The organism is Saccharibacillus sp. JS10 (genome assembly GCF_024436065.1).
GTDB lineage: Bacteria > Bacillota > Bacilli > Paenibacillales > Paenibacillaceae > Saccharibacillus.
Map to the genome: position 1 here is coordinate 209,811 of NZ_JANFNS010000002.1, position 24,949 is coordinate 234,759.

The following is a 24,949-nucleotide window of genomic DNA, read 5'->3' on the forward strand; positions in this document are numbered from 1 at the left end:
TACAACATTTTTTTATTGCAGACAAAAAGTAGCTTTCTCCGAAAAGGTTTTATATACTGGAAAAGAAAAATTAAAGCGTTTACATAAAAATGAGATATTTATATTCCAAGAGGGGGTCATTCATCATGATATACAAAGACGCATCTCAAAAAGCGCAAACTCGCGTAAGCGATCTGCTTGCTCAAATGACGCTGGAAGAAAAAGTCGCTCAACTTACCTCTGCTCGAACCGGCAGTATGATTTCCGATGTACAAAATTTCGTTTTCTCTGCCGAACTGACACGCGAAAAAGTCCCGCACGGTTGCGGATATATCGGCAGAATAGGCGGCGCGACCGATCTATTACCCGAAGAAATGGCGCGCGCCATGAATCGAATCCAAAAACATTTCGTGGAAGAAACCCGGCTTGGGATTCCGGTATTGTTCATGACGGAAGCGACATCCGGCGTACTAAGCCGTAACCATACGCTATTCCCGCAAAATATCGGAGCAGGCAGCATGTTCGATGAAGAACCGATCCGCCGTATGGCTGATGCGATGCGCCGCGAAATGATCGCGACAGGCGAACGTTGGGCGCTTGGACCCGTCGTCGATGTGATTCGCGATCACCGTTATGGTCGATATGAAGAATCATTTGGCGAAGATGCGTACTTGGTGAGTCAATACGGCACTGCTTATGTACAAGGGCTGCAATCCGAGGATCTAACGCAAGGAATTATCGCAACGCTTAAACATTTTGTTGCGCAAGGCATCAGTGACGGCGGACGTAACTGCGGACCGGTGCATGTGACCGATCGCGAGTTGCTCGACGAATACGCCGTACCTTTTGAAGCAGCAATTCGTGATGCGGGCGCGCTATCCATCATGGCGGCGTACCATGAGATTGACCATGTACCGGTTCACGCTTCTGCACATGTTTTGCGGCATTTGCTTCAAGAACGATTGGGCTTTGAAGGGCTGACAGTATCGGATGGCAACGGCATTCAGTTAATCCAGTCGTTCCAAGAATATTGCGAGACGCAAGAAGAAGCGGTGAAGCTCGCACTCGAAGCCGGAATCGAATGTGAACTGGACTTTATGTTCGAAAAGTATTTGCGGGGTCTTGTTGAAAAAGGTGACGTCGCTATTGAACTGGTCGATTCTGCCGTGCGCAAAGTATTGGATCTGAAATTCCGTCTCGGACTGTTCGACCAGCCCTATGTAAACGAAGAAGCTACATCTTCGTCGGTCTGCACGCCGGATATGGTGGAGCTGTCCGAAGAAATGGCGCTGCGCACAATGACGCTGCTTAAGAACGAATCCAATCTTTTGCCCCTTGATCCGGCGCTCAAAAAAATCGCCGTGATCGGACCGCTTGCGCATGTCAAAGAATTTGGCTACAGCGATTACTCTTATCCGGCGCATATCGAAGATATGTATTATCATTCCGAAGGGTTGACGGAAGAAGAAGTACTAGCGCGTACGCTCTTTTTCAAAAAGAAAGATACCCGTTACGAAGATTTGTATCATCAAGATATGCCTACCGTATACGAAAGTATCGCGCAAGCGTTGCCGAATAGCGAAGTCGTTTACCGAATCGGAATTAAAGACACGACCGATTACGAAGGCAATGCAGACTTTTACCAGATCGAAGAAGCAGTGGCAGCAGCGCAAGATGCGGATGTCATTATTGCGGTGTGCGGCGATACAAGCGGGATGGGACGGCAAAACGATAGCGGCGAATCGACCGACCGCGTCGAGATTACATTGTCGCCTGAGCAAAAAAAGCTACTCCGCGCATTGAAAGAAACCGGACGCCCAGTCGTGTTAGTCCTTTGCAACGCACGTCCATTAGAGTTATTGGAAGAAAGCCAATCGATGGATGCGATTCTCGAAGCTTGGAAACCGGGAATGCGCGGAGGCAGCGCGATCGCGAAGACGCTAACGGGTGCATATAATCCGGGCGGGAAATTGTCGGTGACATTGCCAAAAGCCTTGGGACAATTGCCTGTACACTATGCACAACTTGCGACGGGGCATAAGCAATTTTGGCGTGGGAAATATTTGGAGATGGATTTGGCGCCGTTGTATCCATTTGGTTATGGTCTAAGCTATACGACTTTTGCAGCGGAAAACGTAACGTTCCAGCAGACCGATACCGGCATCATCGTGAACGCAGATATTCGCAATACCGGCGACCGTGAAGGCGATCAAGTCGTACAAGTGTATGTGCGTAAAAAATACGCAAGCGTTCTGCAACCGGAACGCGAATTGAAAGCTTTCAAGCGCGTATCGATCGAAGCGGGTCAGTCGGCATCGCTGGAATTCAATATTGATTTTGATTCGATCGGCTATCACGACCGCGATCTGAAGCTGGTGCTCGAAAACGTACAATTGGACGTGATGCTTGGATTTTCTTCGCAAGATATTCAAGCGGAAAAGACATTCCGATTGGAGTTTGCAGGCGGCAAACGAGAAATTCAGCGTAGAGTGTTTAGTAATTCAGTGTCTATTCGCTAAATGTAGGGCTCTACAAGCAAAGCCGCTTATCATCGCGATAAGCGGCTTCCTGCTTGCTAGAACGTCTAGTACAGAATTAAGCTGAACGCTGCGAATCAGCAGCTTTACGCAGCACGATAAAAGCAATCAGCGTCAAGATCAGATTGACGACCGCAACGATCCAATACGGCATTTGCAAGGCGGCGACTCGGCTTAAGCCTAAAGAGTCTTCGCCGAGCGATACGATCAAGCCGCCGAGCAGTGCGCCGATCGCGCCCATGCCCAGTGATAAGAATCGGAATACACTGCCGACTCGTCCCAGCAGATGATCGGGAACGGTACGCTGAATAATCGACGAACGCACGACATTATAGGTCACGATAAAAAAGGCGGCGCAGAAATAACAAACTCCTACGATATAAGGGCTACGCGTAAATCCTGCGATGCCATAGAAGATGCCTAGCGCAAGAAGCGACAGCAACATGACGGTGTTGGCTTCGTTGCGTTTGCGCCAGCGAGATACGGCTTGACTACCAATCACACTGCCTACCGTTGCGATTGCCAGCAAGATTCCGAAGCCAAACGAATTTAAGCCGAGTACGTCTTGTACGAAAAAGACTTGAGTAGCGACCATGCCTGAGAAAGTTAGCGTTACCAGAACCGACATAAGAGATAGTACTTGTAGTAAGAGGGTACTGCGTATGTATGTGAAGCCTTCTGACATTTCCCGAAGCCAACTTTTGCGCGAAGTTTTGACGGATGAGGTTGGCTCTGTCGGTGCAGCGTCAGGTCTGAAAGCACCGCGTAGCGTTAGCAAAATCAATATCGAAATCACGGCTGTAAAAGAATCCAGCATAAACGGGATAATCAGCCCAATCGTAACGATTAACCCGCCGAGCGATGCGCCGAGAATATCGCTCGTAATCAGCTGCCCTGCGGTAAATTGTCCGTTGGCTTTTTCAAGTCGGTCTGAATGGACGATGCGCGGAATCAAGGTCTGCACCGTGCTGTCGAAAGCAACCCGGCTCACGCCGATCAAAAAGGTGAATATCATTAAAAGCGGAATACTGATCATGTCCAGAGCGATACAGAGGGTCAATGCAATTAACGTAATCGCACGCAGCAAGCTTGAGACGACGACGATGTTTTTACGCGAATACCGGTCGATCAGTACGCCAATCGGGAGGCTGAATAGCAGCCACGGCAGCCGCATCGCAGTCGTGACGAGCGAAGCTTCGAATGTATCGCGGGTCATGTCGGATAGAAGCCACGGTACAGCCGTTAGCGTTAATCCATCTCCCAAAAAAGTGAGTGCTACAGCGGTAAACAACTTTTTGTAGTTCGAATTTTGACTTAAACTCAAATCCGGTGAAGGTGCTGCGGTCGTGAAAAAAGGCTTTTTTCCCATTTTTCGAAATCTCCTTTGACAAAATTTGAAATTTCCGAACATCAGATCGTTATTTCCAAACTAGGAAGGGTAAATAAATTTTAACATATACCTGTATAAACGCGCCGGTTTGTAAAAAGGTTAACGTTTGTCAGCCTCATGTGAATTTTAATTCGGTATAATGAATATATTGTCCGTCGGTTAATTCTTTTTCCACTACAGTAGCAGGGGTCGGAGGAATCATTATGTCGCTAGTCTTTGCCTTTTTAAAGAAGTACCGCACTGCATCTTTGCTGGCGCTTCTCATGATGGTGATCGAGCTGACCGTCGAGTTGGCACAACCTTACTTGATCTCGAAAATCATTGATGATGGCATCACCAATTCGAATTTAAGCGTCGTCTGGATGTGGGGAGGCGTGCTGCTGATCGGAACCTTTTTCGCTTTTGCGGCAGGGGTTGCCAGTTCTTTTTTCGCATCGTATGCCAGTCAAGGATTTGCAAGCGATTTACGGGAGACGCTGTATGACAAAGTGCAATCGTTCTCGTATTCGGTATTTAGTAAGTTCGCCACGTCTTCGCTGATTACACGCATGACCGGCGATATTACGATGCTGCAAGACACGATCTTCATGAGTTTGCGTTTTATGACGCGGGTTCCATTGGTCGTCATCGGTAGCGTGGCAATGGCGATGGTCGTCAATTTTAAATTGGGATTAATGCTAGCGCTTACCGTTCCACTGCTATTGGTATTCGTGCTATGGATTATGCGCCGCGCAGGTGCGATGTTCAAAAATGTACAAAAACGCCTCGATAAAGTAAACGGTGTGATTCAAGAAAATCTGACCGGTATTCGTCTGATACGCGTTTTTGTACGGATGAAGCATGAAAATGGTCGTTTCGCGGCTTCCAGCAATAAATTAATGAAAAACACGGTATCGGCTTTGCGTTTAACCGAGACTACGATGCCTTTCATCATGCTGGTGATGAATGCGTCGATTATCGCGGTATTGTGGTTCGGACGCGGATATATTGCATCGGGTAGCGCGAGTGTCGGCGAAGTCGTTGCGGTGGCAAACTACGCGCTGCGCACGATCGGAGCATTGTCTGCATTTTCGTGGATTGCGGTTACTTTTTCCCGCGCAGGCGCTTCGTCTCAACGGGTTAAAGAAGTGCTGGATACGTCGGACGGCGAATTCGTACAGACAGATGCTCAAGCCAAACCTATTTCGGCGGAATATCAATCTAAAGAAGTTGCGATCGCAGGTGCAGTCGAGTTCCGTAACGTCTCGTTCAACTATCCGACCAGCGAGATTCAAGTGTTGGAAAATATCTCGTTTGGAATCGGTGCGGGCAAACGGGTAGCGATCATGGGCGCGACGGGATCAGGCAAATCGTCTTTGGTGCAACTGATTCCGCATTTGTATGATCGGGAGGAAGGCGAGATTTTGATCGACGGTCGAAATATCGATGACTGGGATACGGAGCATCTACGCCGCAGTATCGGGTATGTGCCGCAAGAAGTATTGCTGTTTACCGGCTCGATTCGCGAAAATATCGCGTGGGGCAGAGAAGATGCTACATTCGAAGAAATCGTAGAAGCGGCTAAAATTGCACAGATTCATGAAACGGTTGAAAAGTTGCCGAACGGTTACGATACGCAGCTTGGGCAACGCGGCGTTAACTTGTCAGGCGGACAAAAACAACGGTTATCGATTGCTCGCGCATTGGTGCGCCGTCCGTCGATTTTGATTTTGGATGACAGTACAAGTGCACTGGATTTGGCGACAGAAAGCCGATTGCTTGGAGCTTTAGAAGATATTTCGTGTACGACATTTTTGATCACGCAAAAGATTAGCTCGACGCAAGCTGCCGATCTGATTTTGCTGCTGGATGAAGGGCAATTGATTGCCAGCGGTACTCATCAAGAATTGATGCGCACATCGGAACTGTACCGTCATATTTACGAATCTCAATTCGAACAGGGGGAAGCGTTGCATGCCTAATGGATGGACAGAAGCTTTCCGTCAGCCCAGACCGCCCGTTATTGCCGATCCTTCCAAAGCCAGCGGCGAGTATAAAAAGAAAAAGCGGGCGAAAAATGTCTCCGGCACGTTAGCTCGGATCTGGAAGTATTTAGCGCAGCGCAAGCTGAAGTTGAGTCTGGTTTTGTTTATGGTCGTGCTTAGCTCGGCTTTGTCACTGCTGGGTCCGTATATGATCGGCGTCGCGGTCGATGATTATTTGAGCGGCGACGGAGCTTTTTGGGGACTGGGATGGGTGTGGTTCCTCGTTGTACTTGGCATCGTGTATGTACTTGGACCGATCACGATGTTTTTACAAAGTATATGGATGATCGAAATCGCACAAGAAACGGTGTACCGGATGCGCGTGGATCTATTTTCGCATCTACATAAGTTGCCGATTCCGTTTTTCGGGAAACGTCAGCAAGGCGAATTGATGAGCCGGGTGACGAACGATATCGAGAACGTGAGCGCGACGCTGAACAGCTCAGCGATTCAGATTTTTTCGAGTATTCTGATTTTGTTCGGGACGCTTGGCGTAATGCTGAGTCTAAGCCCGCTGCTTACGCTGCTAACTTTTATCGTCGTGCCGCTGATGGCGGTTGGGATGCGCTGGATTACACGCCGCACCGGGCCGCTGTTCAAAGAACGCCAAAGCAATCTCGGTGATCTGAACGGTTATATCGAAGAAACGTTGTCGGGTCAACGCATCATTAAAGCTTTTTCGCAAGAAGACCGGGTAAAAAAAGAATTCGCCGTACGTAATGAAAAAATTCGGTTGTCTGGATTTTGGGCGCAAACGATCTCGGGCATGATCCCAAAGCTGATGAACAGTCTGAACAATCTGAGTTTTGCATTGGTTGCGGGGATCGGCGGGATTTTGGCGATCAACGGTCAAGTGACGATCGGCGTCATTATCGTATTCGTCGAATACGCGCGTCAGTTCACGCGTCCGCTGAACGATCTGGCGAACCAATGGAATACGCTGTTATCTGCGATAGCGGGTGCGGAGCGGGTATTCGAGATCATGGACGAAGAAGTCGAAAACAAAGACGAAGGCAAAGCATCGAAGCTTGAACATATCGAAGGCGCGGTGAAGTTCGAACGGGTATCTTTCGGCTATGACGAAGGACGCAATACATTATCGGATATTTCGTTTGAAGCGAAGCCCGGCGAGACGATTGCTTTGGTCGGTCCCACCGGAGCAGGCAAAACGACGCTGATCCAACTGTTATCACGTTTCTATGATGCAAGCGGCGGCAAAATCACCATCGATGGCAAAGAAATCGGAAGTATCCAGCGCGAAAATTTACGTTCGCATATGGCGTTTGTGCTGCAAGAAACATTTTTGTTCGAAGGGACAATTCGCGACAATATCCGGTACGGACGATTGGATGCGACAGACGAAGAGATCGAAGAAGCAGCGAAGCTTGCGAATGCCCATTCCTTTATCGTCCGGCTGCAAGGCGGATATGATAAAATGCTAAGCAACGGCGGTAGCGGCATCAGCCAAGGTCAAAAGCAATTGCTTGCGATTGCGCGCGCGATGCTTGCCGATCCGGCGATTCTGGTACTGGACGAAGCCACGAGCAGTATCGATACCGTCACAGAAATTAAGATTCAGCAAGGCTTGCAGCGTCTGATGAAAGGTCGAACAAGCTTTGTGATTGCGCATCGTCTCAATACGATTCGGCAAGCCGATCAGATTTTGGTACTGAAAGACGGCGGGCTGCTTGAACACGGTTCGCATGACGAACTCCTTGAGCAAGGTGGATTTTACAGCGGGCTGTATCACGGGCAAGGCGTGGAAGGCGAAGCCGGAGATTGATAAGGTGGAGGGGGATTTAAGATTTGTTGATTTACATCGTACTTGGATTGATGGTCATCTCAGCTGCGATGATCGGATACCGCTTCAAGCGTTACGGAGCAGAGTATCGCTTGGTCGAAAATGCCGCGATGATTATCGTGGTAGCTGTCGCGGCTTCCGTCAATGCGGAGGGCGGTTGGTTCAGCTGGATTAATTATATCTATATCGCGCTTGGAGCGGCGTATATCGTGTACGGGGCTTATGGGAAATATAAAGGCGGTACAGACGGATACGGACAATGATAGCAAATAATAACGAGTAAAAAAGCCGGAACCTTTTCGCTTAAGCGTAGAGGTTCCGGCTTTTTTAATACGGACGAACACAGTCGCCTAAACAGTTGTTTCTGTTTCAGTCGAAAAGAGCGCTGCCTCATACTCGCTTTTTAATATCGAATAAGCGGCAAGATCGACGTAACGTCCTTTTTCGAATTCGTGTTGGCGCAGGATGCCTTCTTGAACGAAATGAAGTTTGTCCATCAGCTTAATTGAAGCAGCATTGTCTGGATCGACGCGGGCTTCGATCTTGTTCGCTTCAAGTGAATGAAAGCCGAAATGCAAGACAGCGCTGATCGCTTCTGGCATCAAGCCTTTTCCCCAATGTTGCCGAGCCAGATCGTAACCGATCTCCATTCGGTGATGTTCTTTTTCAATACCAAGAAAGCCGCAAGTTCCCACAAAGTCACCGGTCGCTTTTTCTTCGATCATCCAACGTAGACCCGTCTGCTCTTGGAAAATCCGAGCGTGCCAGTTCATTTCGTCGTCGGCTTCTTCAATCGATTGAAAAGCTTCAAGCGGGAGATAACGCATCACTTCTTCATCTCCGTATAAGGCGAATAGCCCTTCGCGGTCGCTAGGCTTCGCTTGTCGTAATAGGAGTCGCGGCGTCTCTAACCTCGGAAACACACTCCAATCGAAATTTATCGATTCAATCTTGAATTCACTCATCTTTTTAATTCCTCCAATGTTTCTTGCCATCTTTGAACAACGGCTTGTAGATCATGAAGCTCAATCGTAATTCCGCTTGTTAAAGTCGCATATTTTGCTACATCAGCACGCACTTCACGTATTTTTGCTACGAACCGTGCGCGAGGATGCTTGGATTGTTCAAGCTCTGGTAACGTTTGGGCTTGTAGGGAGATCGTATAAGAGACGCCTTCGTATACGACTCCAATTAACGCTTTGCCGGTGCGGAGCATATTTCCGGTCGTTGTGGTTCCGAGCCACAAAGCAATCCGCAATTGCTCGGAAGATTCCGCATACACTTCGCCTGCACTTACCATCGCTTGATGCGGATATCCGTCTTCGTCTACGGTATGCAACGTCATCGCAAGATGCGCTTTATCTTGCAAATGCGTACCGTCAAACAACTGGTATAGCGTATCGTCTAGATTCATTTGTGCCTTTTTTGTCATCCCAATCGCCTTCCTTATGTAAAAAGTACGGGCAGCTCTAGAGTGCGAGTCTGCCCGTTTTCTAACCTTTGATTTGCTTACACCGGGTCTACTTGTACCGCGACTTGCTTGCCGCTGACTTGAATTCCGGTTTTTTTCGTGCCGCTGTCTTTGAGATCGCGCAATAATTCTTCGAGTAGTTCTTTTGCTTTCGCGCCTTCTTTGCCGGAGACTTTAACGACGAATTGCACGGAATCGCCGCTTGCGAGAATACGCTGCGCTTGATTTTTTTTCGTATCGTAATCGTGTTCTTCGATATTTGCGGTCAATCGAATTTCTTTCACTTTTGCTGGACGTGCCGCTTTTTTCTCTTGCTGTTTGTTTTCTTTGGCTTTACCCGAAGAAATGAGGGTGCAAGGAGGTGGGCTAGAGTACAGCGAAGTGCAGACCAGATCCACGCCCAAATCTTTAGCAAGTTTTAGGGCGTCTTTAGTCGGCATAATTCCTAACGCTTCGCCATTCACGCCCGTTACATCCACTTCGGCAGCTTTGATTTTTTCATTTTTAATCATGGAATAAACTCCTTTGGGTTGCGAATAATCTTATTGAAGCGATCAACACTTTTATTTTACCATGTGAAACCTTACGAAACGATATCGTTCATTTGCAAGAGATGACTTCAAAGGAATTTTTGCCCTAAAATTTTATAAATTATGTTACATTAAAAGCAAACAAGCAAACGTGATTTCATATACAAAAAAAGATGAAGATGACAGTGACGTGTCGATCTTTGGGAGGGATTGTAGATGTATTGTGACAAATGTGGAGCGGAGCAACCGAAAGGTGCCGCGTATTGTTTTTCGTGCGGAACGCGTTTGAACTCAGACGTAGAGAACAAGACGACAATCAATCTTAATAAAGGCAAAAAAGAGCAGGTAAAGGTAGAGCCAACCCCGACGCTTTTGCCTTCTGCCGTGTTATCTGGTCAACAAGGAGCGAATGATCGATATAATCCATCTGAAGCTAAGCCTTCTTTTTTTGCGAGAAGCAGCTCCTGGCTAGCTTTTGCCGTATTGGTGTTATTGATTGTAGTAGGAGTGTACGGATGGAATCAGTATCAAGCCCATATGGGTTCGCGAGTAGCAAAACTCCAAGCCGATGCCGCGAATTTTGCAACAAACGGTGATTATTCTTCAGCCATGAAGAGTCTCGAACAAGCTTCTTCGCTAAGAAAAAATGATGTGGCTATCGATACCGATCTACAAGATATCCAGACAGCGCAGCGCGTTCAAAGTGAAATGGATCAACTGCCCACATTATTCGATGCCCAGAAATTAGATGAAGCCGAGCAGATTGTTACAGCAGTAGATACGGAAATTGGCAAGCGATCCAGCCCTTTTTTGCAACGCGAACAAGCGGAGCTTACGCGGCACCAAACAAATCTTCGTATTGCACGTACACAGGAAAAAGCTAAAGGAACCGATAATGTGAACGATCTCGCTGCTTTGTTGACTGAAATGGAGCAGGTGGGTACGACTGAAGCGAAGCAAGTGCATACCGATATTACCAAGAAAATTGTAGCTGTCACTAGCCAGCTTGCTACGAAATTGCTTGACGAACAAAGTCTTTTGGCAGCCGTACAAACGGTAGAGCAAGGATTGAAGTATGCTCCGGCAGATTCTGAATTACTTGCGTTGAATGGTCAGATCGAATCGAAAAAAGAAGAAATTGAAAATCGAAAAAAAGAAGAAGAAGCGAAAGCTGCTCTAGCCGCTGAAGAGAAACGATTGGCGCAAGCAGCCGAAGAAGAACGTCTGGCACAAGCCCAAGCAGACTTCGTCCTCCAACAGATTGATCAACAAGAAGAAGCAAAATCTACTGTTCAATTGTTTTATGCCTATATCAATTCGTATGATTATAATCAAGCTTACAATTTGCTCGGCGGATCTTGGCATAAAGGAACGGGTTATTCCGATTTCTCGTCCGGTTACGACAATACGTATGATGTATGGATCGATTCGATTGATGCAGTACCCAATGAACAAAATACAGAAGTAACGATCTTTTTGACCGCTCAAGAAAGCACAGAATACGGAATGGTGTATTCTACGTATCGCTCCGTGTACCAGGTCGGTTATGAAAATGGCGTAATGAAAATCTTAAGTGGCAAAGGCGAGAAATTGTCTTAACTCAGTTCAGCAGCAAGATCAAGAACGGTAAAGGGGAGTCGGCGTTATCATCCAATTCCGACCCCCTTTACAAGTTCTTAGCCACAGGAGTATCATAAAAAGACAAGTTGTATACAAGTATTCAAGAAGGAGCGGATAATATGAAAATCGGAATGATCGGGCTTGGCAAAATGGGTTATAACCTCGTATTGAACTTACTGGAAAACGGGCATGAGGTAGTCGTGAACGACGTGAATCCGGCGCCAGGGCAAGAATTGGCGGAAAAAGGTGCGATAGCAGCAGAGTCGGTGGAAGCCCTGGTTGGCAATCTGCCAACGCCTCGCGTAGTCTGGGTAATGGTTCCGGCGGGAGCGATTGTAGACGGCGTATTGGAAGGTCTTTCGGGACTGCTTGAAGAAGGCGATATCGTCATTGACGGCGGTAACTCGCAGTACAAAGACTCGATCCGCCGTTCCGAAATGTTAGCGAAAAAAGGCATTTTCTTCTTCGATGCGGGTACAAGCGGCGGCATGTCGGGCGCACAAAACGGCGGTTGCTTTATGATCGGCGGCGACAAAGAGCAATTTGCTGTGATCGAACCGTTGTTCAAAGACCTTGCGGTCGAAAATGGTTATCTTTACACCGGACCTAGCGGTAGCGGGCATTATCTGAAAATGGTGCACAACGGGATCGAATACGGCATGATGCAAGCGATCGGCGAAGGATTCGAAGTATTGGAAAAAAGCGCTTTTGATTACGATCACGAAGCTGTTGCACGCGTATGGTCGAACGGTTCGGTTATCCGCAGTTGGCTGATGGAACTGACGCAAAATGCTTTTTCCAAAGATCCGAAGTTGGATGAAATTCGCGGTGTGATGCAAAGTTCCGGCGAAGGTAAATGGACGGTGCAAGAAGCGCTTGATCTCGAAGTGAGCACGCCGATTATCGCGCTGTCGCTGCTGATGCGCTATCGTTCGCTAGAAAACGATACGTTCCACGGTAAAGTGGTAGCGGCATTGCGTAACGAATTTGGCGGTCATGCCGTCGTCAAAGAAAACTAGCTCAAGGAGTGTTGCCTCGATGCACTACCCTTCGGCTTGGCTGCAAGGATCTTCACGCGGGGAAAGTATTGCCAGCCATCTACGATTGCAAATTATTAATGAGAGTATCAAGCCGGGCGAGATTTTATCGGAAAACAAAGTGGCAGAATTGTTCGAAGCCAGCCGTTCGCCAGTACGCGAAGCTTTCAAACTGTTAGCTGGAGAAGGCTTGATCCGATTGGAACGTATGGGTGCTGTCGTAGTCGGACTGGATCTTACGCATATTCAAGAGCTGTACGACGTGCGTTATCTGATCGAAAGTTTTGCGCAGCAACGATTGGCAAAGCGCGACAATGCGGCTATGCTGGTACGTTTGGAGCAAACGGTCGATCGGATGAAACTTGCGGTCAAGCACGGCGATGAAGTGGAGTTTGCGTTTCAAGATTTTTCGTTTCACGAAATGATCGTCCAAGAAGCCGGGCATACGCGGATTTGGCATCTATGGAACAGTATCCGCTCAATCGTCAGAACGGTCATGTTATTGACGACAGCGAATAGTTTTCGGCAAGGCAAAGAACGGATGGAGTGGGTTGCGGATAAGCATCTCACTGTGATTGAAGGATTGCGTTCGGGTAATGAAGAACAGATTGCAAAGATTGTAAAAGCTTATTTTGCAGATTCGGATGAAACATTAGGTCGCAGTTTGTCTTGAAAAGGCTGACTGCGGCTTTTTTTCTATCATTTAATCGTCGACGAAAGGGTGTTGAATTTACAATGAATCAATCTTGGATGATCGGTGTAGATATCGGAACAACGAGTACCAAAGCAGTGATCTTCGCAGAAAATGGACAAGTGATCGCGCAAGAAAATATCGGGTATCCGCTGCATACGCCTTCGCCTTCGGTAGCGGAGCAAGATCCGGATGAAATTTACCGAGCTACTTTGCAAGCGATTGCAGGAGCAATGCGCCAAGCGGAAGCCACACCGGAGCAAATCCTATTTGTATCGTTCAGCTCGGCAATGCACAGTCTGATCGGCGTTGATGCAGCTGGCAATCCGCTTACCGCTTGCCTGACATGGGCAGATAATCGAAGCAGCCAATGGGCGAAAAAGTTAAAATCCGAATTAAACGGTCAAGCGATTTACGAACGTACCGGAACGCCGATTCATCCGATGTCGCCACTGACCAAATTGCTTTGGCTTCGCCATGATCGCAGCGAATTATTTATTCAATGCAACAAATTTATTTCGATCAAAGAATATATCTTTTTCCGTCTGTTTGGCACCTATTTGATTGACCATTCGATCGCTTCGGCTACCGGATTATTCAATCTGGAAAAGTTGGATTGGGACGAAGAAGCTTTGGAGCTTGCCGGCGTTACGCCGGAACAATTGTCGAAACCTGTCCCGACGACCCATGTGGTGAGCGGGCTTCAACCTGCGGTAGCAAGCGAACTCGGACTCAGTATTGAGACTCCTTTTGTAATCGGAGCGAGCGATGGTGTGCTGTCGAATCTCGGTGTCGGCGCGATTTCGCCCGGTGTAGTCGCAGCAACGATCGGAACGAGCGGAGCGATTCGTACCGTCGTAGATCGCCCGGTGACTGATCCGAAAGGACGCTTTTTCTGTTATGCGTTAGCACCGGGGTTATGGGTGATTGGCGGCCCTGTCAATAACGGCGGAATGTTGTTCCGTTGGGTGCGCGACGAGTTTGCTGCGTCCGAAGTCGAGACCGCGAAACGGCTAGGGATCGATCCCTATGAAGTATTAACGCGAATCGCGGAGCAGGTTCGCCCGGGGTCGGAAGGGTTGCTGTTCCATCCGTATCTGACCGGAGAACGTGCGCCGCTATGGAACCCGGATGCCCGAGGATCTTTTTTCGGGCTCACGATGAATCATAAAAAAGAGCATATGATCCGCTCCGTGCTGGAAGGCGTTATTTTCAATCTGTATACGGTAATGCTGGCGATGGAAGAACAGATCGGACGTCCGCAAAAGATTCACGCGACAGGAGGATTTGCTAGATCGCCGCTTTGGAGGCAGATGATGGCGGATATTTTCGATCAGGAAGTGATTGTACCGGAAAGCTTCGAAAGTTCGTGTCTAGGCGCGGCGGTGTTGGGGCTTTATGCGTTAGGGCATGTTCCTTCATTGGATGTCGTAGAGTCTATGATCGGGGGTACGCATCGTCATGAACCAATCGACGAACATGCCAAAGCCTACAAACAATTGTTACCGATCTTTATCTCAGTGTCTCGCAGTCTGGAAAATGAATACGAATCGATTGCCAAGTTTCAGCGGGAAACCGCAGGAGAAGTATAAGAGTCCGGGGATAAAGGAAAAAGGCCGTCTACAATCTCACCGGGAAAGCAAGAAAGTAGACGACCTGTATTCCAACAGCACCGACGGTTCGGATGATTGCATTTGAGGATGAAATCAATCGTTTTGGGTATTCGGGATCGGAGCGACCGATCCGAAAATCCCGTCGGCGAAGGGACGGAGTGACCTTTCATTTATAAGAACCGGCAAAGCCGGGCTTACACAAATGGCTTAGAGACATCTGTTTTGGGTATAAAAGAGAATAGAGCAGGCAAGAAAAAGACATCAAAAAACCTCTTCTTATCATCAAGAAGAGGTTCAAAAAAGCGAAAGTCTCTTCTTATCTCTCCGTTCTTTTGTGCTTGCGTCCATAGAAGTAAACACAAAAGAACGAGCAAGAATTAGCACCGTGCCACGTATGTGGTCGGTTGCCGGGCTTCATCGGGCTGGTCCCTCCGCCTGCTCTTGATAAGATGTTCGATTCATCGTATAAAGTCGTTCCTATGTCTAAATTATGCCATGCTACGCGCGCGACTGTCAACGACTGAGACCGAGATCATGTTGAATCCCAAAGGTATGAAATGGAGGAATACAGAGATGACGACATGGAAAGTAACGTGTATTCAATATGATGTGGTTTACGGTGATCCCGATGCCAACTATGCCAGAGTGGAAGAGTTAATTGAAGAAGCTATGCAAGACAAACCGGACGTCATCGTATTGCCTGAACTTTGGACAATCGGATACGATCTGGAGCGACTGAGCGAGATCGCGGAACAAGACGCCGAACGTTGCAAAGCTTTTCTGAGCGAAACCGCTAAGCGCCATAATGTTCATTTGGTTGGAGGCTCTACAGCCAAACAAAACGATGAAGGCGTATACAATACGATGCTGGTCTATGACCGTACAGGTAAACAAGTTTCCGAATACGACAAAGCGCATCTTATTACCTTGATGGACGAACATATCCATCTCAAATCCGGCAGCGAAGCCGCAGAGTTCAAACTCGATGAAGTCAAAAGCGCGGGCGTTATCTGTTACGATATCCGTTTCCCGGAATGGATACGCGCGCATATGTCCGGTAGAGCCGATGTGCTATTCGTCGTTGCCGAATGGCCGGTCGAACGTCTTGAACATTGGCGTGCGCTATTGATCGCCCGAGCGATCGAAAATCAATGTTGGGTCATCGCTTGCAATCGTAGCGGCACCGATCCCGACCACGATTTCACCGGGCATTCCATGATCATTGGCCCTTGGGGCGATATCGTCGCCGAAGCAGGCAAAAGCGAAACGCTGCTCACTGCCCAAATCGACCTGACCGAAACGCAAAAAGCACGGAAGCAGATCCCGGTATTCGACGACCGACGCCCCGAGCTATATTTTTATGAAGATAAAATCAGCAAATAAAAAGTTATCTCAAGCGATTCGATTAAAAAACGATCTGAAACGTATCGCCATACACCAAAGTAACTTGAAATGAAAAGGCGGAGAGGTGAATTCAGAAAGCGACCGAAACGAATTTCCCTCGAAGCCTTTTCATTTCCCCCACTACAGCAACTTTTCAGACCGGATGATCAATCGAAGCTGCCATAATATCCCCATAATCCGGCGCCGAACTCGGAACATCACTCCACGTCATCGGCAGCTGCGGATCAGCAGGACGCCCCGTCAGCCGATTGAACATTTTAGCCGTCTCCACGCGCGAGATCAGTTGATCAGGACGGAAACTTCCATCGGAATAGCCAGCCATCACACCTTGCGCTACAGCAGCATCAATTGCAGACTTTGCCCAATGCTGCTTCGTATCACGGAATGAAGAAGCAGACCCAGATCCCCAACCGTACACATTCATTAAAATTTGAGCCATTTCACCACGAGTGACCTGACGATTAGGCGAGAACGTATTGCCGCCTGTTCCATCCATCCAACCATTCGATACTGCGAGAGCAATCTCGTCATTTGCCCAATAGGTAGAAGGCACATCTGTGAATTTGATCGAGTTAGAAGGAATCGGACTGACAATCAGACGGTGTAAAATCGCGGCGATTTCCGAGCGCATTACGCTTTGCTCTGGACGGAATAAATTATCGGGGTAGCCTTGCATATACGCTTGGTAGATTTGAGTATCGCCAACCGTCTTTTTGTCTTGCGCAAGCGGAGCAGCATGAGCGGAAGAAATTAAGCTGCCAATCAACAACGAAGAACCCAGCATTCCAAGACCTACACCACGGAACCTTTTTTTTGAACTCCAAAAGATTGGTTTAGACATCGTGAACGCCCCCGTTTCTAAGTAAAGTTGAGCGATATTCGTCTTTGCTTACTTATACATACACACCGCTTGTTTGCTTCAACCTTTTTATTCCATTTCCATGCAAAAAAAACCTGAGATTCTCGACAAAGAGAACTCAGGTTTGCGTAGTTATCGTTCATTATGAATGACAAAATGAATTACAGCGCAAACAGTAATTTTTCGTCAAACTCAGGTACCAGACCTTCGCGGGCAGCACGTGTTAATAACGAGCGAATGGCTTCGTACCCGTCTTCGCCTAAATTTTCCGTAAATTCGTTCACATACAGTTCGATATGCGAGTCCGCTACGTTCGCGTCCATTTCTTGTGCGTGTTCAAGAACATAATCACGCGAAGCTTCGGGATGCTTCCACGCATATTGCACAGAAGAACGAACCCATTCAGTCAGTTGCTTGTGATCCACCGCTCCGCGTTTGGCAATGATCGCGCCGAGCGGAATCGGAAGCCCAGTATCGGTTTCCCACCAGTCGCCCATATCCGCAAGCTTGTGCAGACCGTAATTTTGATACGTGAACCTTGCTTCATGGATCACCAGCCCCGCATCGATCTCTCCGTTTTGCACCGCCGGCATAATCTTTTCAAAAGGCATCACGATTACTTCTTTGATCCCGCCTGGAATCGATTGCGCCGCCCAAAGACGGAATAACAGATAAGCCGTCGAACGTTCGCTAGGCACAGCGATACGCTTGCCGGCAAGATCAGCGGCAGTTGCCGCGTCTTTGGTCAGCACAAGCGGACCGCATCCGCGACCAAGCGCGCCGCCGCAAGGAATCAATGCGTAATCGTTTAAGACCCACGGCAAAGCCGCGTAAGAGATTTTCATGACTTCGGGGCCTTCGCCGTTTGCTGCCCAGTTGTTGGTAATATCAATATCGGCATACGTGACCTCAAGCTCCGGTGCGCCTTCGATCAGACCGTGAGCCAAAGCGTGAAAAACGAATGTATCGTTGGGACAAGGGGAAAAAGCAATATTCAAGGGAAAAACACCTCCGGTAAAATTGAACTGGCTTGGCGAAGCGCCGAGAGCGCGTCGCCGATCTTCCATGCGCTGCGGTCGCGTGGGCCGACCGCGTTCGAGATGGCACGCAGTTCCATGGCGGGCAGCCCGAACTGGCGAGCGGCTTCCGCGACGCCGAAGCCTTCCATGCCTTCCGCGGCGGCGCCGGGCACGCGCGCGGCAAGCGCTTCTGCGCCGGCTTGCGTGCCGGTTGTCGTGGACACCGTCACGACCGGCGCCAAGCACGCTTGCAGGCCCGCGCTTTGCAGCGCGCGGGTGAGAGCCGCCGAGAGATTCTCCTCGGCGGGAATGATCGACGAGCCGAAGCCCAGCTCGTCAACCGAAATAAAGCCGTCTGGGCTATCCGAGCCCAAATCGGCGGCAACCATGCGGCTCGCAACGACGAGCGAGCCGATCGCAGCGGATTCTGCGAATCCGCCTGCGATGCCCGCGCTGACGACGCGGCTGTAAGAGCCGCCCGCAAGCGCTTTTGCCGTCGCGGCGGCTACCGCAGCCGGGCCGACGCCGCCCGCGATGACGACAAAGCGGTCGTCGCCGTTAAGCCCGCTTCGGACAACTTCGCTTTCGGCTTCAACCGCCGTAACAACCAAAATTCGTTCAGTCCGCGACTGGTACATTCGATCGACTCCCTGTATGATGAAATAGGTCTTTTAGCCGTGGACATCAAAGACACGATAATAAGTCTACACTTAACGGTAACGCTAAAGCGAACGCTTGTAAAGTTTGCTTCAGGTGCCTACCTAACCCTACATGCTAACTTTGAACAGAAAGGAGCATTCACAACATGCCGGAAGTTGACGATCATTTGGATTACGGATTGTCCGTTTTATTTATCGGATTTAATCCAAGTTTGCGTTCCGGGGAAACCGGGCACCATTACGCCAATCCCCGTAATAACTTTTGGCGCATATTGGAACAATCGGGATTAACGCCGAGACGTTATCACCCGACAGAAGATCAAGATCTATTGAAGCTCGGCTTTGGATTTACGAATATCGTCGCGCGTCCAACACGAGGCGTTGAAGATATAGCCCGCGAAGAATATAAAGAAGGCCGCGAAATTTTGCGAAAGACCTTATCTACCTATTTACCCAAAATCGCTTGTTATGTCGGAAAAGGCGTATATACCGAATTCAGCGGACGAAAAAAAGCGAATTGGGGGTTTCAGCCTCAATCGCAGGTCGATGGCGTGATCGATTTTGTAGCGCCTTCATCCAGCGGTCTCGTTCGGATGCCGATGAAAGAGATCGTCGAGATCTATACCGAGCTTCGTTTGGAGTTGGAAGATGACCCGGAAAATTAAAATACCCCTCAATCCTTAAGAAACAACTATAGAAAAAGTCGATTACTGCCGATATAGCTAATAACGCAAGATTAGATTTTGAGCAAAACGTACAGCAGGAAAGGAGGAGCTTATGGAAACCGTAACGGGAACTTACAATATCGGTCTTGTCATTGTCTCCTGTGTCATATCGATACTTTGTTCATATTCGGCACTTAACCTGGCAGGGCGGATTCATTTGGCTCATGGCAGATTACGTATATTTTGGTTAACAGGCGGAGCCGTTTCAATGGGAATTGGAATCTGGTCGATGCACTTCGTCGGCATGTTGGCTTTCCAATTGCCTATGCATATGACGTACAATATTCCGCTTGTCATTTTATCGATGGTAGCTCCGATATTGGCTTCGTTTATTGCATTATGGACGGTCACTCGAAAAAAACTCACTAGACGGGCGCTTCTGATCGGCGGACTATTGCTCGCTTCGGGCGTTGTCACGATGCACTACACCGGAATGGCAGCGATGGCGATGGAGATCAGCTACAATCCGTGGTTAGTAACGTTATCTATTGTGATTGCGGTTACGGCATCGATTGTCGCTTTGACTTTTATGCGCGAATTGCGGCAAGAAGGTAGCCGGATTTTGTATAAATGGGCAAGTGCTTTAATTATGGGCGCGGCGATTGCCGGGATGCATTACACAGGAATGGCGGCAGCTCGCTTTCATATGCACCCGCATATTTCACCTGTACTTGGCGGAAATCAGGTCGATATGGAAAGTTTGGCTTTGATTATCGCGCTGAGCAGCATTTTGCTGATCGGATTTACGATCTATGGCGCTTTTATCAACGGTCGTCTGACTTTGAAAGATCAAATGATTCGCGAGCAGGAAAAATGGTATCGGGCGCTTTACGAAAATAACGTAGACGGTATTTTATCGATTGATACTCAAGGAAAGATTATCGATAGTAATCCGGCTATTTTGGACATGACCGGTTCTAAGCGCGAAGATTTTGTTGGGCATCCTGTAGAAGTGCTGAAACAGTTTTTTTCACCCGATGTATATCGACAAGCCCAATTGAAACATGGCGAAGCTTTTATGAACGATGCGATCTCGTATGAAACCCAGATTGTACATCCCAATGGTCAAGCGATGCACTTGGGCGTGATCAGCGTTCCGATTTTGGTCGATGGCGAAACGACCGGAACTCATATTATCGTCCGCGACATTACCGAGCAAAAGAAAACGCAAGAGAGAGTCGAGCACCTTGCGTATCACGACGAACTGACCAGTCTGCCGAATCGCCGGCAATTTAATCTTCGCGTCGAAAAGTTTATTCAAAAAGCGCGCGGCACAAAAAGAATGGCAGTTATGGTGCTGGATATCGATCGCTTCAAAATGATTAACGACTCGCTTGGACATGCTTACGGCGATGCTTTTTTGCAAAAAGTCGGACAGCGGATTTCCGAAGTAGTCGATCCGGAAAAAGTTATATTGTCGCGTATGGGCGGGGATGAATTCGCGTTAATCTATCATTCGTTTACATCCGATCAAGAAGTTGCGAGATTGGCGCAGCGGATCGTATCGGTCATTCAAGTGCCTTATACGCTAAAAGAAAATGATTTCTACGTCACGGCAAGTATTGGGGTCGCGATGTTCCCTGAACATGGAGAAGATCGTGAAGAACTCATCAAAAACGCCGATTCTGCGATGTATGAAGTCAAACGTGGCGGCAAAAACGGATATCGCTTCTATTCACCGGATTTGGACGAAGAATTGTTGTTCAAGATCGAGATTGAAGGCGATCTGCGTAAAGCGATTGAACGTGAAGAATTAACGGTGCATTATCAGCCGCAATACCGGATGCCGGATCGCGAACTGATCGGAATGGAAGCGTTACTGCGCTGGAATCATCCTGTACGCGGAATGATTCCGCCAAGCCGATTTATTCCGATCGCTGAAGAAACCGGGCTGATTACACAGATCGGAAGCTGGGTGTTGCAAGAAGCTTGCAAACAAACGAAGCAGTGGCATGACGAAGGCAAAACGAAAGTGCCGATTTCAGTGAACTTATCGACGCAACAATTCCACCAACCCGATCTGGAATTTGAAGTTGAACGGATTCTGGTCGAAACGGGTCTGGAACCGAAATATTTAGAACTTGAAATCACGGAAAGTATGATGATGGAACCGGCGATTTCGATCGAAATTATGAATCGACTCAAACGATTGGGTATCCGTCTAAGCCTGGATGATTTCGGAACCGGCTATAGTTCGCTGAGTTATTTGAGCGTTCTTCCGATCAGTCGTCTCAAGATCGACCGATCGTTCGTTATGCGTATCGAAGAAAGCGACAACGAACGCGCGATTGTCAATACGATTATTGCGATGGCATACAGTCTTGGAATGGACGTTATCGCCGAAGGAATCGAAACGAAAGGTCAGTTAGAAATTTTGACCGACCAACGTTGTTTGGAATTTCAAGGCTATTATTTCAGCCGTCCTGTACCTGCTGTTGATCTGTTTGTTGATGAATCTCCTCGAAATAGTATTGCCTAATTGGACGCATAGCCTTCGGGCTGTGCGTTTTTGGGTTGTGCTTTTTGGTTTTATAGTAGAAGAAGAGATAATCAGCGATAACGAGATGAATAGGAAGGTGGATGTACAGAAATGAATCCTTATTCAGCGGAAGAAATCAAAAAAGGATTACAAAACAAAACCGTACAACTTGTAGACGGTACGACACTTCCTGCAATCGGGCAAGGCACTTGGTATATGGGAGAAGTCGCCAGCGAAGCGGAACGCGAAGCCGATGCGCTTCGGCTTGGTTTGGATTTAGGCATGAGTGTGATCGATACGGCAGAAATGTATGCCAATGGAGGCGCGGAAGAAGTTGTCGCCCGTGCGATCAAAGGCAGAAGAGACGATGCCTTTTTGGTAAGTAAAGCACTGCCTAATCATGCCGGACGTCAGTCGATTGTCAAAGCGTGCGAAGATAGTTTGCGTCGTTTGAATACGGATGTATTGGATTTATATCTGCTACACTGGCGAGGGCGTATCCCGCTTTCTGAGACGGCAGAAGCGATGGAAAAGCTCAAACAAGACGGGAAAATCAAACGTTGGGGCGTTTCGAATTTGGATCGAGGCGATATGGAAGAATTGTTATCCAAACCTATTGGTCGCGGATGCGAAAGTAATCAAGTGCTGTACCATCTCGGTTCGCGAGGAATCGAATACGACCTGTTGCCGTGGCAGCATCAAGCACGAATGCCGATTATGGCATACTGCCCGCTAGCACAAGGCGGATCGTTAAGACGGGAATTGATGGATCATCCCGAAGTTCGGGGAGTCGCGGAACGGTTGTCGGCTACGCCCGCGCAAGTGTTACTCGCTTGGGTGATTCGGAGCGGGGAAGTGATGGCGATTCCCAAAGCTTCCAGCCCTGATCACGTAACCGAAAATGCGGCAGCAGCTTTGCTGGATTTAAGCCAAGACGATCTACAACGTCTAAACGAAGCTTTCCCGGCACCTTCGCGTAAAGTTCCGTTAGAAATGGTATAACAGAAATATTAAAATTTTGACATACAAAAAGACCCGGCTTCCAAACGTTGTTTGGAGGTCAGGTCTTTTTTTCTTGCGGACTGGACGGCGTATTGTTCATAGGCTCATTACCCTTTGATACCGTCTTTATAGAATTTGCTCCAGTGCTTGTCTCCGCTGTGCAGCGAATCTTGAACGGTTTTTTCTAAAGTTTGCAGCAGTTCGGCTTTGATTTGCGATACAGTGTCGAAATAAACGCGCTCTTCGTTACCATTGATTCTTTCGCCGTAAATAGCAAGGGCTGCATTTTCACAACGGTGTTTTTCAACGAGTTGATCGATCGATTGAAGTGCATGTTCAACGTAGGCCGAAATACCCTTTTGGTCTTGTGGAAGCAGTTCTCTGAGTTCTTGTACGCGGTTTTGCATTGGCATAATAAGTCACCTCTTTATTGAATGTAAATTTACAATATCACACTTTCACAAAAAGTTCATTAATTTTTCCTTAAATCTATATTTACATATGAAATTTAATTGAAAAATCAATGAAAACAAGGATATCGGGACTTTTTTGGAAGAGAATAAGCGACGGAGAGGTTGGTTTTGTGTTTTAAGAAAGTGTCTAACTTGTGTCTAATAAATATTTCGGTTCTTCGTTTTCATTTTTTTATAGCATTTTGAGTGATTTTGAAAATAAATTTTCAAGGACTATAGAACCATGTGGAAGATCAATAGATTGAGTTTGAATATTCGAATAATTTGTAACTTTTTTTAACCGAAGTGTAAAGACATCCGCAAGGCATACTCTCTATACTTGGACACAGAAGTTAGAGGAGGTCGTCTTATGAAAAAATTGAATTTGCAAGGTAAAGGGAAACAAATCGGTAAAAAAAGCGCGGCATTCGCATTAACGGTCGTTTTGTTAAGCGCGATCTTGCCTCAAACGATCCATGCTTCTGGTGTTCGTGAATTTTCGCTTGGGTACAATGATGAATTAACGACGATCAAAGCTCAGATGAGCGATGGGGCTTTATATGTTCCGCTTCGAGAAGTATCGAAGCAATTGCATCTTCAAGTCAGTGGAACAAAAGATAAAGTGGTATTGACCGGCAGCAAACATAACGTCGTGATTATCCCGTCCAAACAAACCGCGCTCAGCGGGAAAAAGTCGATGCCGATCAAAACCTATATCAGTGCAGGACGCCTGATGATTCCAGCTTCGCTGCTGAAAGGTACTTTTAACTTCGGAGTTGCTTACGACGGCAATGTATCACTCGCTCGAATTACAAGCGGTAAGCAAAAGCTGAGCTTTTCTAATTTTGTCCAGCAGTCCAAGCCAGCTTTGAACCCGGCTCCGTCTCAACCAGTCACTCCGGCAAAGCCGCAAAATCCGGTTCATACCAAGCCAATCTATCTGACTTTCGATGATGGGCCAACCGCTCATACGAAGGAACTACTTGATATATTAGATCAATACAACGCCAAAGCGACCTTTTTCATGTTAGGGCCAAATATCAATTCGTATCCGAAAGTCGTCGAACGTTTAGTGAAATCAGGGAATACTGCGGGTCTGCACGGAATTACGCATGTAAAAAGTAAATTTTATGCGTCTCCGGCATCCGCATTAGCTGAAATGAACCAAGACAATGAAGATTTATATCGCGCTTCCGGCGTGAAAACGACACTCATTCGTACGCCTTATGGAAGCAAACCTTATTTTAAAGACAATTACCGGAATCAAGTATTAGCAGACGGGTTTCATTTATGGGATTGGAATGTCGATTCGGAAGATTGGAAATACAAAAAGGATCATGAAAAAGTGATTCAAAGCGTGTTACAACAGATCGCCACCGTCGAAAAGCAAGGGCATGTTCCTGTGGTATTGATGCACGACCAGCCCGCTACCCTACATGTATTACCCGAGGTATTAAAAACGCTCAGCAAAGAAGGATTTACGTTCGAAGCAATTGATCCGAGCATGAAACCCGTGAACTTTTGGCACGACGAACGTTGATTTTTGAACAAACATGCTCTTTTACTAAAAAGGGCATGTTTTCTTTTGATAAAGGGGTTCAAACTACCTTATTAATGTGGGATAATCGACTCAGGTTATGTCAAAATATGTGGTCTT

Annotated in this window: 21 protein-coding genes and 1 riboswitch; of the genes, 13 read left to right on the top strand and 8 right to left on the bottom strand. The window is 47.6% G+C overall.

Annotation, left to right across the window (positions count from 1 at the left end; all coding sequences use genetic code 11):
* Positions 1-125: 125 nt before the first annotated feature.
* The gene (locus NOM90_RS06435) at positions 126-2,498 is read left to right on the top strand and encodes a glycoside hydrolase family 3 N-terminal domain-containing protein (protein ID WP_255940790.1); all 2,373 of its coding nucleotides are present in this window, start codon (positions 126-128) and stop codon (positions 2,496-2,498) included.
* A 76-nt stretch (positions 2,499-2,574) separates the two neighbouring features.
* On the opposite strand, the gene NOM90_RS06440 is transcribed toward NOM90_RS06435, so the two are convergent.
* Positions 2,575-3,885: an MFS transporter gene (locus NOM90_RS06440; protein WP_255940792.1), complete on the bottom strand. Its 1,311-nt coding sequence runs from the start codon at positions 3,883-3,885 to the stop codon at positions 2,575-2,577.
* A 224-nt stretch (positions 3,886-4,109) separates the two neighbouring features.
* Between NOM90_RS06440 and NOM90_RS06445 the strand changes: the two genes are divergently transcribed.
* Genes NOM90_RS06445 through NOM90_RS06455 form a run of 3 tightly spaced genes read left to right on the top strand, consistent with a single transcriptional unit; the run spans position 4,110 to position 7,994 of the window.
* Positions 4,110-5,867, top strand: a complete 1,758-nt coding sequence (locus NOM90_RS06445) for an ABC transporter ATP-binding protein (RefSeq protein WP_255940793.1) — start codon at positions 4,110-4,112, stop codon at positions 5,865-5,867.
* Positions 5,860-7,713 (top strand): ABC transporter ATP-binding protein, encoded by a 1,854-nt coding sequence (locus NOM90_RS06450; RefSeq protein ID WP_255940794.1) that lies wholly within the window; start codon positions 5,860-5,862, stop codon positions 7,711-7,713. The genes NOM90_RS06445 and NOM90_RS06450 overlap by 8 nt, the downstream gene beginning before the upstream one ends.
* A gap of 23 nt (positions 7,714-7,736) precedes the next feature.
* Entirely contained in the window at positions 7,737-7,994 is a 258-nt protein-coding gene (locus NOM90_RS06455) for a hypothetical protein (protein ID WP_255940795.1), read from the top strand.
* 87 nt (positions 7,995-8,081) lie between these two features.
* Here NOM90_RS06455 and NOM90_RS06460 read toward each other — a convergent pair whose 3' ends face one another.
* The 3 genes from NOM90_RS06460 to infC all read right to left on the bottom strand — a co-directional run bounded on the left by NOM90_RS06460 (position 8,082) and on the right by infC (position 9,714).
* A complete protein-coding gene (locus NOM90_RS06460; RefSeq protein ID WP_255940796.1) occupies positions 8,082-8,696 on the bottom strand; it encodes a GNAT family N-acetyltransferase in 615 nt (204 codons plus the stop codon).
* Positions 8,693-9,163, bottom strand: coding sequence for a pyridoxamine 5'-phosphate oxidase family protein (locus NOM90_RS06465; RefSeq protein WP_255940797.1), 471 nt, complete (start codon positions 9,161-9,163; stop codon positions 8,693-8,695). The genes NOM90_RS06460 and NOM90_RS06465 overlap by 4 nt, the downstream gene beginning before the upstream one ends.
* Positions 9,164-9,240: 77 nt before the next feature.
* On the bottom strand, positions 9,241-9,714 hold the full coding sequence (gene infC, locus NOM90_RS06470) for a translation initiation factor IF-3 (protein ID WP_255940798.1): 474 nt from the start codon (positions 9,712-9,714) through the stop codon (positions 9,241-9,243).
* A gap of 234 nt (positions 9,715-9,948) precedes the next feature.
* Between infC and NOM90_RS06475 the strand changes: the two genes are divergently transcribed.
* The 5 genes from NOM90_RS06475 (at position 9,949) to NOM90_RS06495 (ending at position 16,076) form a co-directional block, all read left to right on the top strand.
* On the top strand, positions 9,949-11,331 hold the full coding sequence (locus tag NOM90_RS06475) for a zinc ribbon domain-containing protein (RefSeq protein WP_255940799.1): 1,383 nt from the start codon (positions 9,949-9,951) through the stop codon (positions 11,329-11,331).
* Positions 11,332-11,471: 140 nt separating this feature from the next.
* Positions 11,472-12,371, top strand: a complete 900-nt coding sequence (gene gnd / locus NOM90_RS06480) for a phosphogluconate dehydrogenase (NAD(+)-dependent, decarboxylating) (RefSeq protein ID WP_255940801.1) — start codon at positions 11,472-11,474, stop codon at positions 12,369-12,371.
* A 19-nt stretch (positions 12,372-12,390) separates the two neighbouring features.
* Positions 12,391-13,062 (top strand): GntR family transcriptional regulator, encoded by a 672-nt coding sequence (locus NOM90_RS06485; RefSeq protein ID WP_255940803.1) that lies wholly within the window; start codon positions 12,391-12,393, stop codon positions 13,060-13,062.
* A 62-nt stretch (positions 13,063-13,124) separates the two neighbouring features.
* Positions 13,125-14,672 (top strand): gluconokinase, encoded by a 1,548-nt coding sequence (gene gntK, locus NOM90_RS06490; RefSeq protein ID WP_255940805.1) that lies wholly within the window; start codon positions 13,125-13,127, stop codon positions 14,670-14,672.
* Between the two features lie 334 nt (positions 14,673-15,006).
* A riboswitch (SAM riboswitch) is annotated at positions 15,007-15,144 on the bottom strand.
* Between the two features lie 122 nt (positions 15,145-15,266).
* Positions 15,267-16,076, top strand: coding sequence for a carbon-nitrogen family hydrolase (locus NOM90_RS06495; RefSeq protein WP_255940807.1), 810 nt, complete (start codon positions 15,267-15,269; stop codon positions 16,074-16,076).
* A gap of 154 nt (positions 16,077-16,230) precedes the next feature.
* Here the strand turns inward: NOM90_RS06495 and NOM90_RS06500 are convergent, their stop codons facing one another.
* From NOM90_RS06500 to NOM90_RS06510, 3 genes are all read right to left on the bottom strand, one after another.
* Positions 16,231-16,938 (bottom strand): S-layer homology domain-containing protein, encoded by a 708-nt coding sequence (locus tag NOM90_RS06500; protein ID WP_255940808.1) that lies wholly within the window; start codon positions 16,936-16,938, stop codon positions 16,231-16,233.
* Positions 16,939-17,117: 179 nt separating this feature from the next.
* On the bottom strand, positions 17,118-17,954 hold the full coding sequence (locus NOM90_RS06505; protein ID WP_255940809.1) for a 1,4-dihydroxy-6-naphtoate synthase: 837 nt from the start codon (positions 17,952-17,954) through the stop codon (positions 17,118-17,120).
* Positions 17,951-18,613, bottom strand: coding sequence for a futalosine hydrolase (locus NOM90_RS06510; protein WP_255940811.1), 663 nt, complete (start codon positions 18,611-18,613; stop codon positions 17,951-17,953). The genes NOM90_RS06505 and NOM90_RS06510 overlap by 4 nt, the downstream gene beginning before the upstream one ends.
* Positions 18,614-18,780: 167 nt before the next feature.
* Between NOM90_RS06510 and NOM90_RS06515 the strand changes: the two genes are divergently transcribed.
* The 3 genes from NOM90_RS06515 to NOM90_RS06525 all read left to right on the top strand — a co-directional run bounded on the left by NOM90_RS06515 (position 18,781) and on the right by NOM90_RS06525 (position 22,840).
* Complete coding sequence (locus tag NOM90_RS06515) at positions 18,781-19,299, top strand: mismatch-specific DNA-glycosylase (RefSeq protein WP_255940812.1); 519 nt, start codon at positions 18,781-18,783, stop codon at positions 19,297-19,299.
* Positions 19,300-19,411: 112 nt separating this feature from the next.
* On the top strand, positions 19,412-21,838 hold the full coding sequence (locus NOM90_RS06520) for a bifunctional diguanylate cyclase/phosphodiesterase (protein WP_255940813.1): 2,427 nt from the start codon (positions 19,412-19,414) through the stop codon (positions 21,836-21,838).
* A 111-nt stretch (positions 21,839-21,949) separates the two neighbouring features.
* Positions 21,950-22,840, top strand: a complete 891-nt coding sequence (locus NOM90_RS06525; RefSeq protein WP_255940814.1) for an aldo/keto reductase — start codon at positions 21,950-21,952, stop codon at positions 22,838-22,840.
* Between the two features lie 107 nt (positions 22,841-22,947).
* Here NOM90_RS06525 and NOM90_RS06530 read toward each other — a convergent pair whose 3' ends face one another.
* Positions 22,948-23,253, bottom strand: coding sequence for a hypothetical protein (locus NOM90_RS06530; RefSeq protein WP_255940815.1), 306 nt, complete (start codon positions 23,251-23,253; stop codon positions 22,948-22,950).
* Positions 23,254-23,662: 409 nt separating this feature from the next.
* Between NOM90_RS06530 and NOM90_RS06535 the strand changes: the two genes are divergently transcribed.
* Entirely contained in the window at positions 23,663-24,832 is a 1,170-nt protein-coding gene (locus NOM90_RS06535; protein WP_255940816.1) for a polysaccharide deacetylase family protein, read from the top strand.
* The last annotated feature ends 117 nt before the right edge of the window (positions 24,833-24,949 follow it).